This is a genomic window from Brevundimonas sp. (assembly GCF_032017145.1).
Classification (GTDB): domain Bacteria; phylum Pseudomonadota; class Alphaproteobacteria; order Caulobacterales; family Caulobacteraceae; genus Brevundimonas.
This window is the reverse complement of the sequence record NZ_DALZQC010000082.1, coordinates 1-15,768: the sequence shown is the minus strand read 5'-3', so window position 1 is coordinate 15,768 and position 15,768 is coordinate 1. Positions and strand designations below refer to the sequence as shown.

Here is a 15,768-nt window from a genome sequence, read left to right as displayed (position 1 = left end):
GCGGCGTGGCCCGCGCCCTGGGCGAGGCCGCCCTGGCCTTCGCCCGCGACGCCGGATTCAAGGCCATGCAGTTCAACGCCGTCGTGGAGACCAATACGGTCGCCGTCGCCCTGTGGAGAAAGCTCGGCTTCGACATCGTGGCGACGGTCCCAGAAGCGTTCGATCACCCGACGCACGGCCTGGTCGGGCTGCACATCATGTATCGCCGCCTCTGAACCGTCAGTCGCGCGGTTGCAGCCGCGCCGCCAGGCTGGAGGTGTCCCAGCGATTTCCGCCCATGCCCTGCACCTCGGCGTAGAACTGGTCGACCAGAGCCGTCAGGGCCAGTTTGGCGCCGTTCGACCGCGCCTCGTCGAGCACCAGACCCAGATCCTTGCGCATCCAGTCGACGGCGAAACCGAATTCGAACTCGCCCCTAGCCGCCGTCTTCCAGCGGTTGTCCATCTGCCAGCTCTGCGCCGCGCCCTTCGACACGGCCTCATAGGCGGCGTCGGTGTCGAGACCCGCGACCTGTGCGAAATGCACCGCCTCGGCCAGGCCCTGGACCACGCCGGCGATGGCGATCTGGTTGACCATCTTGGTCAGTTGGCCCGATCCCGCCGGCCCCATGTGTTTGATCGCCTTGGAATAGGCGTTCAGGGCAGGCTCCGCCTTGGCCAGAGCTTCGGCGTCGCCGCCCGCCATGACGCTGAGCTGGCCGTTTTCCGCCCCGGCCTGACCGCCCGAAACCGGCGCGTCGATGAAGCGACGCCCCTGCCCCGCCGCCCGTTCGGCCATCTCGCGCGCCAGCTTGGCCGACGTGGTCGTGTGATCGACGACGACGGCGCCCTGGGCCAGATGCGGCAAGGCTTCGGTCACGACCGCGCGCACGTCGTCGTCATTGCCGACGCACAGGATGAACAGGTCCACGCCCTGCGCCGCCTCGGCCACGGTCTCCGCAGCCCGCCCGCCGGTCGCGGCGGCCCAGGCCTGGGCCTTGGCGGTCGTGCGGTTGAAGCCGGTCACGTCGTGGCCCGCCTGGACCAGGTGACGCGCCATCGGGGCGCCCATGACGCCCAGGCCGGCGAAAGCGATCTTCATTTCAGGCTCCTGAAAGCGTTTGCGCCGGACTAGGCCGCGTCGCGCCGCCGTTCAAGGTCAACGCGCGGTTAACTTTGCCGAGCCAGAATGGGACACCATTCGTCGGGGTGCGCGTCCATGTCCGTGAGCGATCGTCCGATCCTCATCAAGAAAGTCAAAAAGGTCTCCGGCGGGGGGCACCATGGCGGCGCGTGGAAGGTGGCCTATGCAGACTTCGTGACCGCCATGATGGCCTTCTTCCTTCTGATGTGGCTGATCAACACGACCGACCCGGAACAGAAGCGCGGCATAGCCGAATATTTCGCCCCGGCCAGCGTGTCGGAAACCACATCGGGTTCGGGCGGCATACTGGGCGGCACGGCGTTGGGCGACGACGGTCCGAAAAGCTCCGGCTCGCAATCCGTGCTGCAGGAGCTGGCGCCCGAGGCGCCGGCGACCGACCAGACCGGGCCCAGCGCCAACCTGTCCTCGGCCAGCGACGCGGCGCTCCAGGCCGAGATGCAGAAGCGCGAGGCGGCCGAGTTCGCCAGCGCCGCCGAATCCCTGCGTCAGGCCATTCAGTCGATGCCGGAACTGGCCGAACTGTCCAAACAGCTGATCGTGGACCAGACGCCGGAGGGCCTGCGCATCCAACTGGTCGACCAGGAAGGCCGGTCGATGTTCGACAACAACTCGGCCCGCCCCAACGCCCGCGCCCAGGTGCTGCTGCGGGCGGTGTCCAAGGTCATCAATCAACTGCCCAACCGCATCTCCATCACCGGCCACACCAGCGCCACGGCCGGCTCCAATCGCGCCAGCGCTCCGGCGGATTGGAGCCTGTCGTCAGAACGCGCCAACGCCTCGCGCCTGGTGCTGCAATCGGCCGGCGTCGACGCCGACCGCATCTATTCGGTGGCGGGCAAGGCCGGGTCCGACCCCCTCTATCCCGACGACCCCAGCCTGGCCGGGAACCGCCGCATCGCCATCGTCCTGTTGCGCGAGGCGCCGGTCCTGCCCACGGACACTTCGCTGTGACCCGCCCGGCTGCAACACCGACGCTTGCAGCCCGCACGCGAATGACGGCAAATCGCGCCATGAGCGTGATGTCGCAAAATCGGCAAGATCGGATGCGGACCTGAGGCCGTGACCCAGCACGTTCCGACACGCCAGCTTCGCTTCTTCATGACCTCGGTGGCGCCCTGCCCCTATCTGCCCGGCAAGACGGAACGGAAGGTGTTCGCCAACCTGCCCTTTTCCGACGGCGCGCACGTCAATGACGAACTGACCCTGGCCGGATTTCGCCGCAGCCAGAACATCGCCTATCGCCCGGCGTGCGAAGCCTGCGACGCCTGCGTTTCGGTGCGGCTGCCCGTGCCGGACTTCGCCTTCAGCCGGTCGCAACGCAAGGTGCTGGCCCGCAATGACGACCTGTCGCGCGCCCTGGTCGAGGCCGAGGCCACGACGGAGCAGTTCCAGCTGCTGAGGCGCTATCTGACGACCCGCCACCCGACAGGGGGGATGAGCGACATGGGCTGGCTGGACTATGTCGCCATGGTCGAGGACACGGCCGTCCGCACCCATCTGATCGAATATCGCCTGCCCTCGACCGACGGCGGGCCCGGCGATCTGGTCGCCGTGACCCTGACGGACCTGCTGAAGGACGGGCTGTCGATGGTCTACAGCTTCTACGATCCGACGATGGAACGGCGCAGCCTGGGCCGGTTCGCCATTCTGGATCATGTCCGCCAGGCCGCCATCGTAGGTCTGCCCTACGTCTATCTCGGCTATTGGGTCAGGGGTTCGGCCAAGATGGACTACAAGGCCGACTTCCGCCCGATCGAGATGCTGGGCAAGCTGGGCTGGACCCCGCTGGAGGATCAGGCGACCTGACGGCCGCCTATCTGAACTTCCTCAAGCCGCGCGGTCCCTGACGCCCCGCCCCGGCGCGTTTGCCCAGCCAATCCTTCCAGTCGGGCCAGTTGCGGCGACGTCCGCCGCCGTCCGTCCATTCCGGCCCCTGCTCGGCGTTGAACACCGCGACATCGGCCAGGCCGCCCTGTTTGAAGTTCTGCAGGCGCACGCCCTTGCCGCGCCCCATCTCGGGCAGTTCGGCCAGCGGGAAGATCAGCGTCTTGATGTTCTCGCCGATCGTGGCGACGTGGTCGCCGTTCACCCGCAGCATGGCCAGCATTTCGCCGTTCAGCACCTGTTTTCCGCCGCGCTTCTGGGCCAGGGTGTCGTCTTCCGGCGCGATAAAGCCGTACCCGGCCTTGGACGCGATCAGCAGCTTTGCGCCCGGTTGATGCGCCAGCACGGCGATGATCTCGGCCTTTTCATCCAGATCGATCATCAGGCGCAGCGGCTCGCCATGCCCGCGACCCGACGCCAGCTTGTCGGCGCCGATGGTGAAGATGCGCCCGTCCGACGCCCCGACCAGCAGTTTGTCGGTCGTATAGGCCGTGACCAGATAGGCGAGTTGGTCGCCTTCCTTGAACTTCAGTTCCGACGGATCCTCGACCTTGCCCTTGGCGGCGCGGATCCAGCCGCGTTCCGACAGGATGACGGTGATCGCCTCACGCGGGATGAAGGCTTCGGGCGCGACGAAGGCGGATGTATCGACCGCCTCGGCGATCAGGGTGCGGCGGGGCGAGATCAGCGCCTTGCGAACGGCCTCCAACTCCTTGGAGATCGCCTTCCACTGCTTGCCTTCCGACGACGTCAGCGCCTTCAGGTTGGTCAGTTCTTCCGACAGCTCCTTGAATTCCTTTTCGATCGTCATCTCTTCCAGACGCGCCAGTTGGCGCAGCCGGGTGTCGAGGATGAAGTCGGCCTGAACCTCGGTCAGACCGAACCGCGCGATCAGGACGGCCTTGGGCTGCTCTTCCTCACGGACGATGCGGATGACCTCGTCCAGATTCAGGAAGACGATCCGCAGACCTTCCAACAGGTGCAGCCGCTTCTCGACCCGCGCGATCCGCCATTCCGACCGGCGGTTCAGCACTTCGCGGCGGTGATCCAGGAAGGCCCGCAGACAGTCCTTCAGGCCCATGACGCGCGGCGTGCCCGAGGCGTCCAGCACGTTCATGTTGATCGGGAAGCGGACCTCCAGATCGGACAGTTTGAACAGGCTTTCCATCAGCATCTCGGGCTCGATGGTGCGATTCTTGGGCTCCAGGATCAGGCGGATGTCTTCGGCCGATTCATCGCGCACATCGCCCAGCAGCGGCGCCTTCTTGTGCTCGATCAGGTCCGCCAGGGCCTCGATCAGGCGCGACTTCTGCACCTGATACGGCATCTCGGTGACGATGATCTGATAGGCGCCGCGATCAAGCTTCTCCTCGACCCATTTGGCGCGCAGCCTCACCCCGCCCCGCCCCGTCTCATAGGCGTCAAGGATCGAGGCCGCGCCCTCCACCGACACGCCGCCGGTCGGGAAGTCGGGGCCGGGCACCAGTTGCACCAGGTCGGCGGTCGTCGCCTCGGGCCGCTCCAGCAACAGCTGGCAGGCGTCGATCAGTTCGCCGACATTGTGCGGCGGGATCGAGGTGGCCATGCCGACCGCGATGCCGGACGAGCCATTGGCCAGCAGGTTCGGGAAGCCGGCCGGCAGAACGACCGGCTCCTCGTCCTGATCGTCATAGGTCGGGCGGAAATCGACGGCGTCCTGATCGATGCCGTCCAGCAGCAGGACGGCGGCGGGCGTCAGCTTGCACTCGGTGTAGCGCATGGCCGCGGCGCTATCGCCGTCGATATTCCCGAAATTGCCCTGACCATCGACCAGCGGATACCGCTGGGCGAAATCCTGGGCCAGACGCACCAGGGCCTCATAGATCGAGGCGTCGCCGTGCGGGTGATAGCCACCCATGACTTCACCGACGACCTTGGCGCATTTGCGCGCCGCCGCCTGCGGGTTCAGCCGCATCTGGTGCATGGCGTACAGAATGCGCCGGTGCACGGGCTTGAAGCCGTCGCGCACGTCGGGCAACGCACGGTTGGTGATGGTCGACAGGGCGTAAGCCAGATAGCGGCGGCTGAGCGCCGTCTCCATCGACTCGTCGATGATGCGGCCGCCTTCCGGCGGCGGGGCGTGGATCGTCATGGCTCTGCGAATCGGGGATCGGAAGCGATAAGTCTAGCCCGCCAGGACGCAGTTTGGGGGATAAGCCGACATGGACGGTAACCGAAAGCCGTCGCCGTTCGTATGAAGGGACACACCCTGCGTCAGGCCGTCCTATGATCCTGTTCCTGCTGTCCTATCTCGCCGGCGTTCTGACCATCGTCAGCCCCTGCATCCTGCCCGTTCTGCCGTTCGTGTTCGCGCGGGCGGATAGGCCCTTCCTGAGGAACGGCTTTCCTCTGCTCGTCGGCATGGCCGTCACCTTCGCAGCGGTCGCCACCCTGGCGGCGCTGGGCGGGGGCTGGGCCGTGAGAGCCAATGCGGTCGGCCGCTGGATCGCCCTGGCTGTCATGGCCATGCTGGGCCTCAGCCTGCTATTCCCCGCCCTGGGCGATCGGTTGATGCGCCCATTCGTGGCGGCGGGGTCCTGGCTGACGGACAAGGCCGAACGGCATGGCGGTGACCAGGGCGACGTACGCGCCGCCCTGTTGCTGGGCGTGGCCACGGGCCTGCTGTGGGCGCCGTGCGCGGGTCCGATCCTGGGATTGATTCTGACCGGCGCCGCGCTTCAGGGCGCGGGCGTCGGCACGACCGTCCTTCTGCTGGCCTATGCGGCGGGCGCGGCCACCTCGCTGGCCCTGGCCCTGCTGGTCGGCGGGCGGGTGTTCAAGGCGATGAAGGGCGCGCTGGGCGTCGGTGAATGGGTGCGGCGGGGGCTGGGCGTTCTGGTCCTGATCGGCGTGGTCGTCATCGGCCTGGGGGCCGACACCGGCTTGCTGACCCGTATTTCCGCCGCCGGCACAGGCCGGATCGAACAGGCGCTGCTGGGCGGGATCGGTCGCGGAATGCCGACGAACGCGGCGCCGACGGACCTGGCCGACCTGCCGGTCGAGGGTGTGATGCCGCCGCTGACCGGCGCCACGACCTGGATCAACACCCCGCCGCTGACGACCGAACAGCTGCGCGGCAGGGTGGTGGTGGTCGATTTCTGGACCCACTCCTGCATCAACTGCATCCGCTCCATTCCCTATGTCCGGGCCTGGGCCGAGAAGTACAAGGATCAGGGGCTGGTGGTGATCGGCGTCCATACGCCCGAGTTCGCCTTCGAGAAGTCCGAGGCGAATGTGCGTCAGAACATCCAGCGGCTGGGCATCACCTATCCCGTGGGGATGGACAATGATTTCGCCATCTGGCGCGCGTTCAAGAACCAGTACTGGCCCGCCCATTATTTCATCGACGCCAAGGGCCAGATCCGCCACCACCACTTCGGCGAAGGCGACTACGCCGGGTCCGAGCGCGTCATCCAGCAACTGCTGAAGGAGGCCGGCGCGGCCGGCGTCGCCAATGATGTGGTCAGGGTTCAAGCCAGCGGGGCCGAAGCCGCCGCCGACATGGGACGGGTCGCCTCGCCAGAAACCTACGTCGGCTATGCCCGCGCCGATAACTTCCGCTCTCCCGGCGGTCTGGCCCGCGACGGCGTCAAGACCTATGCGGGTGCGCCGTTGCGGCTGAACGACTGGAGCCTGGCGGGCGACTGGCGTGTCACGCGCGAACACGCCGATCTGCAGAAGCCCGGCGGTCGCGTCGCCTTCCGGTTCAAGGCGCGGGACCTGCATCTGGTCATGGGGCCCAGCCAGACCGGCGCCACACCCCGCTTCCGCGTCACCATCGACGGCGCGACGCCGGGCGCCGACGCCGGTTCGGACATCGACGCCCAGGGCCTGGGTCGGATCCAGGGCGAAAGGCTCTATCAGTTGATCCGCCAGACGGGGCGGGTGCGCGAACGCACCTTCGAGATCGAGTTCCTGGACCCCGGCGTTCAGGTCTTCGCCTTCACCTTCGGCTAAAGCCGGCCGGCCTCGGCCAGCTTGTCCAACATCCATACGCGGGCGGGCGGCAGGGGCCGGTTCTGGGGGTGAAAGACGAACTGTTCCAGGAAATGGCCGGTCAGGTCGAACCCGGCGCGAACATCGCCTTCGACCAGACCCGCCTGTGCGCCCAGCATGAAGGGCGGCAGGGCCAGCATCTTGTCGGCATAGGGGGCGCCGGCCTCGCGGCTGACCGCCCGGCCGGTGCGGGGGCTGACATAGATCAGGTCGTCCGCCGTCCCCGTCGCCGCGCATTTCGACAGGTCCAGACCAAAGCCCAGGTCTTCCAGCAGCCCGGCCTCGAACCGCACGAAGATGGCTGGCCAGACATCCGGCAAGGCGAACGCCGTCATCAGGGCCTCGAAGGCCAGGAAGACGCCCGGATGCGGCTCACGCTCCGGCAAGGCGCCCTGCGCCACGGCGGCTGCGGCGGCCAGGCCGGTCAGGGCCAGGGCGTCGTCGAACAGGGCGCTAGGGCCCTCGCCCACCGGCTCCAGCCGCGCAGCGCCCAGATGGTCCGAGGTGCGCGCCCGGTAGTCCGCCACCACGCGCGCCCCAGCCTGCAGAAAGGGCCGCATCTTGCGCGACGCCCCGCCCGCCACATAGGCCGACCGCCGCCCGTGCCCCTCGGTCAGCAGATCGACGACCGCGCCCGTATCGCCGTGGACGCGGGCCGATAGAACATAGGCCTCTTCGTGGAAATCCATCGCCACGACTTAGCGCGGCCCCGCGAAGTTGGCCATACGTTCCGCCTCAATGCGCGGACGCCGCCGCCCCCTTGATCAGGGCCACGACGGCATCGGCCTTGTCGTTGGGCACCGCGAAGCTGAGCACATACTGTTCGATCTTCCACCCGTCGTCCGTCAGGCGCATGACGCCCGAGCCGCGCGTCTCGCCATAGGACGGACTGTCCAGCTTCTCCTCGAACCAGGCGATGCAGCGGCAGTCGATAGGGGCGATGGTGATGGTTCGCGACGTCGCGGGAAACGACCAGGCGCTGTCCTGCTTGAACCATGGCTCGGCGAAGGCGCGGAATTGCGCCATCGTCCAGTGCTCGCTGGCGTCCGTGCCGACGAAGCGGGCATCGGGGGCGAACAGGCTGAAATAGGTCGCTTCGTCGGCGGTGGACGAGGCCTGGTTCAGGCGATCCAGCACCGACGCCACCTGCGCCTCGGCGGTCGGGGCGGCCGTCGCGGATTGCGACAGGGCCAGGGCGGCGATCAAGGCGGTGAACATGGCGATCTCCCTTTGTCGGTTTGAAAGGGTGCAGTCCTCGCCGCCCCGCCGCAAGCCGCAATCGGGCGCCTAGGACCAATCGAAATTCAGTCGGCCGAAATTCTGAATCGTCATTCCGGGGCGTCCGAAGGACGAACCCGGAACCCAGTAGGTTCGCATCCGACATCGAATGCATACAGCGATGTGGCTGTAGCCCTGGGTTCCGGGTTCATCGCTTCGCTCAGCCCCGGAATGACGGTTGGGGCTGAATGTCGATTAAACCTAGTCCGCGCTTTCCGGCACGGGATAGGTATCCGGTTTCAGCCCCTTGGCCAGGGCCAGCAGATTGCGCGCGGCGTTTCGGCCCACGCGGTCGGCGTAGTCGTGGCCCTGGTCCGTCTCCACATAGTCGGGCCCCGGTCCTGGCCCCAGGTGCCAATAGGTCCAGCTTTGCGCCGGCATGGTGAACCCCATGTCGATCAGGGCCTGGGACACGGTGGCGACGATGTGGTGCGCCCCGTCCTCATTGCCCGTGATCACGATGCCGCCCACCTTTCCGAAGGCGACGGGCCGGCCGCTATCGTCCGTCTCCTCGAACAGGGCGTCCATCCGCTCCAAGGCGCGCATGCAGACGCTGGACATCTGGCCAACCCAGGTCGGCGTGGCGAACACCACGATATTGGCCGCGATGATCTTCTCGTGGACCGCAGGCCAGTCGTCGCCCTCGCCCTGATCGGTCTTCACGCCGGGCTTCAGGTTCAGATCGACCAGGCGGACCAGTTCGGTTTCCGCGCCGCCCTTTTTCAGTTCGTCTATCACCACCTGAGCCAGGGCCTCGGTGGTGGACGTCTCGGGCGACGGCTTCAGCGTGCAGTTCAGGATCAGGGCTTTCATCGGCGGGTCCTTTTAATGGGCCTCCAGCTAACCGATGGCCGCATCCGGCGTTCCCGCCTTGATCGAGATCATGGACGGGAGGCGTCGCCTCGACCAAGGTCGAATGGATCACCGTCGTCGCCCCGACTAGCACCGGGCGGCCCCAGGCCCTCCCCGGCCGCAGCCCACAGCCGTCCATGTCATCGCGTATCCGTAGCCAGGCCCTGAAATCCAAGGTCATGTCGGCCCACGACGCCGCCGCCCAGATTCCCCCCGGCTCGACCGTCGGCATGAGCGGTTTCACCGGATCGGGCTATCCCAAGGCTGTCCCGCCCCAGTTGGCCCAGCGGATCGAGGACGCCCATGCCGCCGGCGACGCCTTTCGCCTGAACCTGTGGACCGGCGCCTCGACAGGGCCGGAACTGGACGGCGCCCTGGCCAAGGCCGACGGGATCGAGCTGCGTCTGCCCTATAACTCCGACCCCATCGCGCGCGAGAAGATCAACGCGGGCCAGATGGAATACCTCGACATGCACCTCAGCCAGCTGGCGCCTGCCGTCTGGCAGGGTGTGCTGGGGCCGCTGGATACGGCGGTGATCGAGGTGTCGGCGATCAACGACGACGGCTCGCTGGTGCCGTCATCGTCCATCGGCAACAACAAGACCTGGCTTGATCGCGCCGATCGCGTGATCCTGGAGGTCAACCGCTGGCAGAACGCGGCGCTGGAGGGGATGCACGACATCTACTACGGCACCGCCCTGCCGCCCGACCGCGTGCCCATTCCGCTGACGCGGCCCGACCAACTGATCGGCCAGCCCAGCCTGCGTTGCGACCCCGACAAGATCGTCGCCATCGTCGAGACGGATGCCCCGGACCGCAACCTGCCCTTCGCCGCGCCCGACGCCATGGCGCGCGCCATCGCCGGCCATCTGATCGAGTTCCTGAAGCACGAGGTGAAGGTCGGCCGCCTGCCCGCCGGCCTGCTGCCGCTGCAATCCGGCGTCGGCAATGTCGCCAATGCGGTGCTGGCGGGCCTGATGGACAGCCCGTTCGAACGGATGGCCGCCTATACCGAAGTCATTCAGGACGGGATGCTGGACCTGCTGGACGCCGGCAAGCTGACCGTCGCCTCGGCGACCGCGTTTTCGCTCAGCCCCGAGGCGGCGGCCGATCTGAACGGGCGGATGACGCAGTTCCAGGGCAAGATCATCCTGCGCCCGCAGGAAATCTCGAACCACCCGGAGCTGATTCGCCGCCTGGGCTGCATCGCCATGAACGGACTGATCGAGGCCGACATCTATGGCAACGTCAACTCGACCCAGGTGATGGGATCGCGCATCCAGAACGGCATCGGCGGATCGGGCGACTTCGCGCGCAACGCCTTCATCTCCTGCTTCGTGACGCCCTCGACGGCCAAGGGGGGCAAGATTTCGGCCATCGTGCCCATGGCCAGCCACGTCGATCACATCACCCAGGACGTGCAGGTTCTGGTCACCGAACAGGGCCTGGCCGATCTGCGCGGCCTGTCGCCCAAGCAGCGCGCCCGGGTCATCATCGCTAACTGCGCCCACCCCGACTATCGCGACACCCTGGTCGATTATTACGCGCGGGCGCTGGAGGGATCGTACGGCCTGCAGTCTCCACATCTGTTGGACGAGGCCCTGTCCTGGCATCAACGCTTCATCGAAACAGGCTCGATGAAGCCGGCCTAACGCGCCAAGGTCGTGGGGAAGTCGCGCCCCAGGGCCTCGGCCATGCCCTGCTCTGCAATCAGGAATACCTGGTCGCGCAGATGATAGTTGTTGGACAGGACGATCACCGTCACGTCCTGATCCGGCTGATAGAGCATCAGGTTGCGGAAGCCGCCCCAACTGCCGGTGTGGTAGATCTGACGGTCCTGGAAGCTGGGTCGAACCTGGTCGCCCAGGCGGTTGGAGAAGATGCCATAACCCCAGTCGCGGCGCGGATGGCTGCGCTCGTTCGGTTTGGTGTCGGCGGGCGCGTGGTCGGCCAGCATCTGCTGATAGCCGGTCGGCGTCAGCAGCGATCCGCGATGCAGCGCCCGCTGCCAGACCAGCAGGTCGTCCAGCGTCGAATAGACGGCGCCCGCTCCTGCCACGATGGAGGTGTTGGCGTTCGGCTGGGCCGCCAGGCCGCCGGGGAAGTTGGCGTAACCCATGATGACCCCGTGATCGCCGCCATCGAGATCAAGACCGCTATCCTTCATGCCGAGAGGCTTGAAGAAGGTCTCGCGCATATAGGTCTGGAACGGTTTCCCGCTGGCCTTCTCGACTATGGCGGCGGCCAGGTTGAAGCCGGCGTTGTCGTATCGAACCTCGGTTCCCGGCTCGAACTGAAGGCCGAACCGCTTGGAATCCTCGGTCAGTTCGTCCAGCGTGGCGTGGGTCGTGCGACGCATCCCCCAGCCCGGCCGCGCCATCAGGTCGGGAATGCCCGAGGTGTGCGACAGCAGATGGCCGATGCGAACGGCCTGCCACGCCGCCGGGCACGGCTGGATCCATTTGCACACCGGATCGGAGACGTTCAGGCGGCCTTCGTCCTGAAGCTTCAGAATCGCTGTTGCGGTGAATTGCTTGGAGATCGAGGCCAGGCGGAAGCGCGAATCCAGCTTCAGCGGCCGGTCCTGTTCGTAGTTCGCCTTGCCGTACACCTGACGGAAAAGCACGCGGTCGCCCTTGGCCACCAGGACAGCGCCCATGAACCGTCCCGCCGCCGCTTCGCGATCGAGGCGGGCGGCCAGTTGCGGCAAGTCCCGGACAACGACGACGGGCGGACGTGGCGGAGCGTCTGCCCGTTCCGCGATCAGGGCCGCATCGCTTTTCGGCGCGACGGTCGTGGCGACGCCCGCCCACACCGCTGCGCCGAGGATCAGCGTCCCAAGGACGCCCACAACGAGCCGGGGATGCCCCCCGGCGGTACGCGGCACTTCAAACACGGGAACTCAGACGTCGAAATCCAAACCGAACTGGGCGTACAGGGCGCGGCTGTCCTGCCATTTCGGATCGACCTTGACGGTCAGGAACAGATGGACCTGGCGGCCCAGGATCTCGTTCAACTCCTCGCGCGCCTTCTGGCCGATCCATTTCAGCGTCTGGCCGCCCTTGCCCAGAACGATGGGCCGCTGGCTCTCGCGCTCGACATAGATGGTCTGCTCGATCCGGGCCGAACCATCAGCGCGGTCCTCGAAACTGGTCGTCTCCACCGCCGCCGAATAGGGCAGTTCCTCGTGAACGCGCAGATAGACCTTCTCGCGCGTGATCTCTGCGGCAAGCACGCGCACCGGAACGTCCGCCGCCTGATCCTCGGGATAGAGCCAGGGCCCCTTGGGCATCGAGCGCGCCAGACGCTGCTTCAGGTCTTCCACCCCGTCGCCGTTGGCGGCCGAGATCATATAGACCTCCTCATAGACGCCGCTCTCGAACAGTTTCTGCGACAAGGCCAACAGGGTGTCGCGGCGCATGCCGTCGATCTTGTTCAGCGCCAGGATGACCTTCGTCTGGGTGGCCTGAAGATTGGCGATGATGGTCTCGGTGTCCTCGGCCGAGCGGCGGTCGGCCGCCGTGCCCTCGCGCCCTTCGGAATCGATATGCGACTGGGCGTCGATCAGGTGAACCACGACATCGGCGTCCTCCGCCCCGCCCCAGGCCGAGGCGACCATGGCCCGGTCCAGCCGACGGCGCGGCGTGAAGATGCCGGGCGTGTCCACCAGAACGATCTGGGCGTCGCCCTCCATGGCGATGCCGCGCACGGGAAAGCGGGTCGTCTGGACCTTCTGGGTGACGATGGAGACCTTGGACCCGGTCAGTCGGTTGACCAGCGTGGACTTGCCGGCGTTCGGGGCGCCGATGATGGCGGCGAAGCCCGCGCGCTGGTTTTCGATATCGGTCAAATGACGCCTTCACGTTTGAGCAGGGCCGTTGCGGCCGCCTTCTCCGCCTCCTGACGCGAACGCCCTTGCGCGGTCAAGGGCTGCACGTCCTGCACCGAAACTTCGACGTTGAATGTGGGGGCATGATCCGAACCCGTCCGATCGGCGACGCGATAGGTCGGCAGCGGTCGTCCCTGCCCTTGCGCCCACTCCTGCAGGGCCGACTTGGGATTGGTCACGGTGCGCGACGGCGGCGCCGACAGTTCATCGGCCCAGGCGTGTTCGAAGAAGGCGCGCGCCGCGTCCAGCCCGCCGTCCAGATAGACCGCCGCCAGCAGGGCCTCGACCGCATCGGCGATGACGCCCGCCTTGCGTCGCCCGCCGGTCTTGGTCTCGCCCGGCGACAGCCTGAGCGCCGGGCCGACGCCGAGCGCCTCGCCCACGCGGGCGCAGGCGTTCTTGTCGACCAGGGCGTGCAGGCTGGACGACAACTGGCCCTCGTCGGCGGTGGGAAAGTCGCTGGACAGCCGCTCGGCCACCAACAGCCCCAGCACCCGGTCGCCCAGGAACTCCAGCCGTTCGTTGTCGCGCGGGCCATACACGCCCGCCGGCGCCCCCTCGCCCACGCTGGCGTGGGTCAGGGCGCGCTCCAGCAACGCCTTGTCCTTGAACGCATGGCCGATCCGGCGCTCAAGCGCGACGACCGCTTCGGCCCGCAGATTGGCCATCAGTGCAGGACGTTGAAGAACCGGTCCAGACGCACGTTGAACCAGCTGACCGGGTTCCACAGCGATGAGCCGGGCTTCCACGAGAACAGGATGATTTGCGCCTTGCCGACCAGGTTCTCGGCCGGGACCATGCCCACGCCGCTGGACTGTTCGACGCGGCTGTCTATCGAGTTGTCGCGGTTGTCGCCCATCATGAAGTAATGGCCGGCCGGCACCTCATAGACGGGCGTGTCGTCCAGATCGTTTCCAGGTCCGAAGTCCTGCGTCATGAAGCTCTTGCCCTCGGGCAGGGTTTCACGGACCTCTGTGACCGGGCGCGGACCGAAGATGTCCTCGATCTCGGTGCGGCTGACGACCACGTCCTGAACGGGCTTGTCGTTGATATACAGCTTGTTGGCGATCATCTGGATGCGGTCGCCGGGCAGGCCGATCACGCGCTTGATGAAGTCGGTCTTGTTGTCGCGCGGCAGCTTGAACACCACGATGTCGCCGCGCTTGGGGGCCGAACCCATGATCCGGCCGTCGAACAGCGGCGGGCTGAATGGGATGGAGTGTTTCGAGAAGCCGTACGACCATTTCGACACGACGATATAGTCGCCCTCATACAGGTTGGGCTCCATCGAGGCGGACGGAATGGTGAAGGGCTGGAACAGGAAGATCCGCAGCACCATGGCGATCAGCAAGGCGAAGACGATGGTCTTGAAGATTTCGCCGGTCTCGCCGGCGGCCGACGCCTTCTTGCCGCGTTGGCCGGGCGTGTTGTCATAGACCTTCTGGGTCGCCGTCGTCGGTTCCTGAACCGACTGGACCGGAGCGTCGGCTTCCGACGCCGCAAAACGTTCCTCGGGGGTGGCGTCGCGATTGGCGTCGTCGGGCTTTTGGTCTTCGCTCATGCGATCAGGCATCCTCGCCGCGTCCGCGCGGTCATCGGGCACGCCTATAACCTGATTACGACTGCGGCAAGGCTTCGATCACCACGAAAGCCAGCGCATAGGGATGTTCGTCGCTAAGCGTCAGGTGGATTTTCACCTCGTGCCCCACTGGCGTCAGACGCGCCAGATGCTCGGCCGCGTGCCCGGTCAGCGCCATCGTCGGCTGGCCGGAGCGCAGGTTCACCACCCCCATGTCTTTCCAATAGACATCGGCCCGCATTCCGGTGCCCAGCGCCTTGGCGCAGGCCTCCTTGGCGGCGAACCGCTTGGCGTAGCTCCAGGCCGGGTCCGGTTTGAGGTCGGACCGTGTGCGCTCCAGTTCGGTGAAGCAGCGGTTCTTGAAGCGATCCCCGAACCGATCCAGCGAGGTCTGGATGCGGCGGATGTCCGAAAGATCGGCGCCGACCCCGATGATCATGCCGCGTCCATCGCCGCGCGCATCCGGCGGATGGCCGCGTCCAGGCCGATGAAGATCGATTCGCCGATCAGGAAATGGCCGATGTTCAGCTCGCGGATTTCCGGGATGGCCAGCATTCTCGGCGCCGTGTCGTAATCCAGCCCATGCCCGGCATGGACTTCCAGCCCCAGGATGTCGGCCTGGGCGGCGGCGGCGGCGAGACGTTCGAACTCGACCTCGCGCTCTCCGGGATCGGTCAGATGACAGTAGCGGCCGGTGTGGAACTCAACCACCTGGGCGCCGACGGCGGCGGCGGCCTCGACCTGAGCCTCGGCCGGTTCGATGAACAGCGAGACCCGCACGCCAGCGTCCGCCAGGGCCTTCACGACGGGGCTGATGCGGGCCTCATGACCGACGACCGCCAGTCCGCCCTCGGTCGTCACCTCCTCTCGCCGTTCAGGCACCAGACAGGCGGCGTGCGGCCGGTGGCGCAGAGCGATGGCCAGCATCTCGTCCGTCACCGCCATTTCCAGGTTCAACGGCTTGCCCGCGCGAGCGCAAACGGCGCTCAGCACGTCGATGTCGGCGTCGGTGATATGGCGGCGATCTTCGCGAAGATGGGCCGTGATGCCGTCGGCGCCGGCCGCCAGCGCCGCCTCGGCCGCGCGGGCGGGATCGGGATGCGCCCCG

16 protein-coding genes are annotated in these 15,768 nt (G+C 66.8%); 5 read left to right on the top strand and 11 right to left on the bottom strand.

The features are described from left to right. Window positions 1-215 (top strand): GNAT family N-acetyltransferase (locus RTU05_RS13165; protein WP_312598825.1); only part of this gene is annotated, 215 nt, incomplete at its 5' end. Window positions 216-219: 4 nt separating this feature from the next. On the opposite strand, the gene RTU05_RS13160 is transcribed toward RTU05_RS13165, so the two are convergent. After that, entirely contained in the window at window positions 220-1,080 is an 861-nt protein-coding gene (locus RTU05_RS13160; RefSeq protein WP_312598824.1) for an NAD(P)-dependent oxidoreductase, read from the bottom strand. Between the two features lie 117 nt (window positions 1,081-1,197). On the opposite strand from RTU05_RS13160, the gene RTU05_RS13155 reads away from it, so the two are divergent. Together RTU05_RS13155 and RTU05_RS13150 are read left to right on the top strand one after the other, a co-directional pair. Further along, window positions 1,198-2,094 (top strand): flagellar motor protein MotB, encoded by an 897-nt coding sequence (locus RTU05_RS13155; RefSeq protein ID WP_312598823.1) that lies wholly within the window; start codon window positions 1,198-1,200, stop codon window positions 2,092-2,094. Between the two features lie 108 nt (window positions 2,095-2,202). Then, window positions 2,203-2,949: an arginyltransferase gene (locus RTU05_RS13150; protein ID WP_312598822.1), complete on the top strand. Its 747-nt coding sequence runs from the start codon at window positions 2,203-2,205 to the stop codon at window positions 2,947-2,949. A 7-nt stretch (window positions 2,950-2,956) separates the two neighbouring features. Here RTU05_RS13150 and parC read toward each other — a convergent pair whose 3' ends face one another. Beyond that, window positions 2,957-5,158 carry a DNA topoisomerase IV subunit A gene (gene parC, locus RTU05_RS13145; protein ID WP_312598821.1) on the bottom strand — a complete coding sequence of 734 codons (2,202 nt, stop codon included), beginning with the start codon at window positions 5,156-5,158 and terminating at the stop codon, window positions 2,957-2,959. Window positions 5,159-5,292: 134 nt separating this feature from the next. On the opposite strand from parC, the gene RTU05_RS13140 reads away from it, so the two are divergent. Further along, window positions 5,293-7,023: a cytochrome c biogenesis protein DipZ gene (locus RTU05_RS13140; RefSeq protein ID WP_312598820.1), complete on the top strand. Its 1,731-nt coding sequence runs from the start codon at window positions 5,293-5,295 to the stop codon at window positions 7,021-7,023. On the opposite strand, the gene recO is transcribed toward RTU05_RS13140, so the two are convergent. From recO to RTU05_RS13125, 3 genes are all read right to left on the bottom strand, one after another. Continuing rightward, window positions 7,020-7,751 carry a DNA repair protein RecO gene (gene recO / locus RTU05_RS13135; RefSeq protein WP_312598819.1) on the bottom strand — a complete coding sequence of 244 codons (732 nt, stop codon included), beginning with the start codon at window positions 7,749-7,751 and terminating at the stop codon, window positions 7,020-7,022. The two genes, RTU05_RS13140 and recO, sit on opposite strands and share 4 nt — an antisense overlap. 46 nt (window positions 7,752-7,797) lie before the next feature. After that, window positions 7,798-8,280 carry a nuclear transport factor 2 family protein gene (locus RTU05_RS13130; protein ID WP_312598818.1) on the bottom strand — a complete coding sequence of 161 codons (483 nt, stop codon included), beginning with the start codon at window positions 8,278-8,280 and terminating at the stop codon, window positions 7,798-7,800. Between the two features lie 261 nt (window positions 8,281-8,541). Then, window positions 8,542-9,153 (bottom strand): flavodoxin family protein, encoded by a 612-nt coding sequence (locus RTU05_RS13125; protein WP_312598817.1) that lies wholly within the window; start codon window positions 9,151-9,153, stop codon window positions 8,542-8,544. A gap of 176 nt (window positions 9,154-9,329) precedes the next feature. Here RTU05_RS13125 and RTU05_RS13120 point away from each other — a divergent pair, with 176 nt between their 5' ends. Continuing rightward, a complete protein-coding gene (locus RTU05_RS13120; RefSeq protein ID WP_312598816.1) occupies window positions 9,330-10,844 on the top strand; it encodes an acetyl-CoA hydrolase/transferase family protein in 1,515 nt (504 codons plus the stop codon). Here RTU05_RS13120 and RTU05_RS13115 read toward each other — a convergent pair. The 6 genes from RTU05_RS13115 to RTU05_RS13090 form a co-directional block, all read right to left on the bottom strand. Next, window positions 10,841-12,079, bottom strand: a complete 1,239-nt coding sequence (locus tag RTU05_RS13115) for a serine hydrolase domain-containing protein (protein ID WP_312598815.1) — start codon at window positions 12,077-12,079, stop codon at window positions 10,841-10,843. The genes RTU05_RS13120 and RTU05_RS13115 overlap by 4 nt on opposite strands. A 15-nt stretch (window positions 12,080-12,094) precedes the next feature. Further along, window positions 12,095-13,042: a GTPase Era gene (gene era / locus RTU05_RS13110; protein WP_312598814.1), complete on the bottom strand. Its 948-nt coding sequence runs from the start codon at window positions 13,040-13,042 to the stop codon at window positions 12,095-12,097. Then, window positions 13,039-13,749 (bottom strand): ribonuclease III, encoded by a 711-nt coding sequence (gene rnc, locus RTU05_RS13105; protein ID WP_312598813.1) that lies wholly within the window; start codon window positions 13,747-13,749, stop codon window positions 13,039-13,041. The genes era and rnc overlap by 4 nt, the downstream gene beginning before the upstream one ends. Then, window positions 13,749-14,642 carry a signal peptidase I gene (gene lepB, locus RTU05_RS13100; RefSeq protein ID WP_312598812.1) on the bottom strand — a complete coding sequence of 298 codons (894 nt, stop codon included), beginning with the start codon at window positions 14,640-14,642 and terminating at the stop codon, window positions 13,749-13,751. Before lepB ends, rnc begins: the two co-directional genes overlap by 1 nt. A gap of 55 nt (window positions 14,643-14,697) precedes the next feature. Continuing rightward, the gene (gene acpS / locus RTU05_RS13095) at window positions 14,698-15,099 is read right to left on the bottom strand and encodes a holo-ACP synthase (RefSeq protein WP_312598811.1); all 402 of its coding nucleotides are present in this window, start codon (window positions 15,097-15,099) and stop codon (window positions 14,698-14,700) included. Beyond that, window positions 15,096-15,768, bottom strand: a 673-nt coding sequence (locus RTU05_RS13090; RefSeq protein WP_312598810.1) for a pyridoxine 5'-phosphate synthase, incomplete at its 5' end; no start/stop codon positions are given. The genes RTU05_RS13090 and acpS, both read right to left, overlap by 4 nt.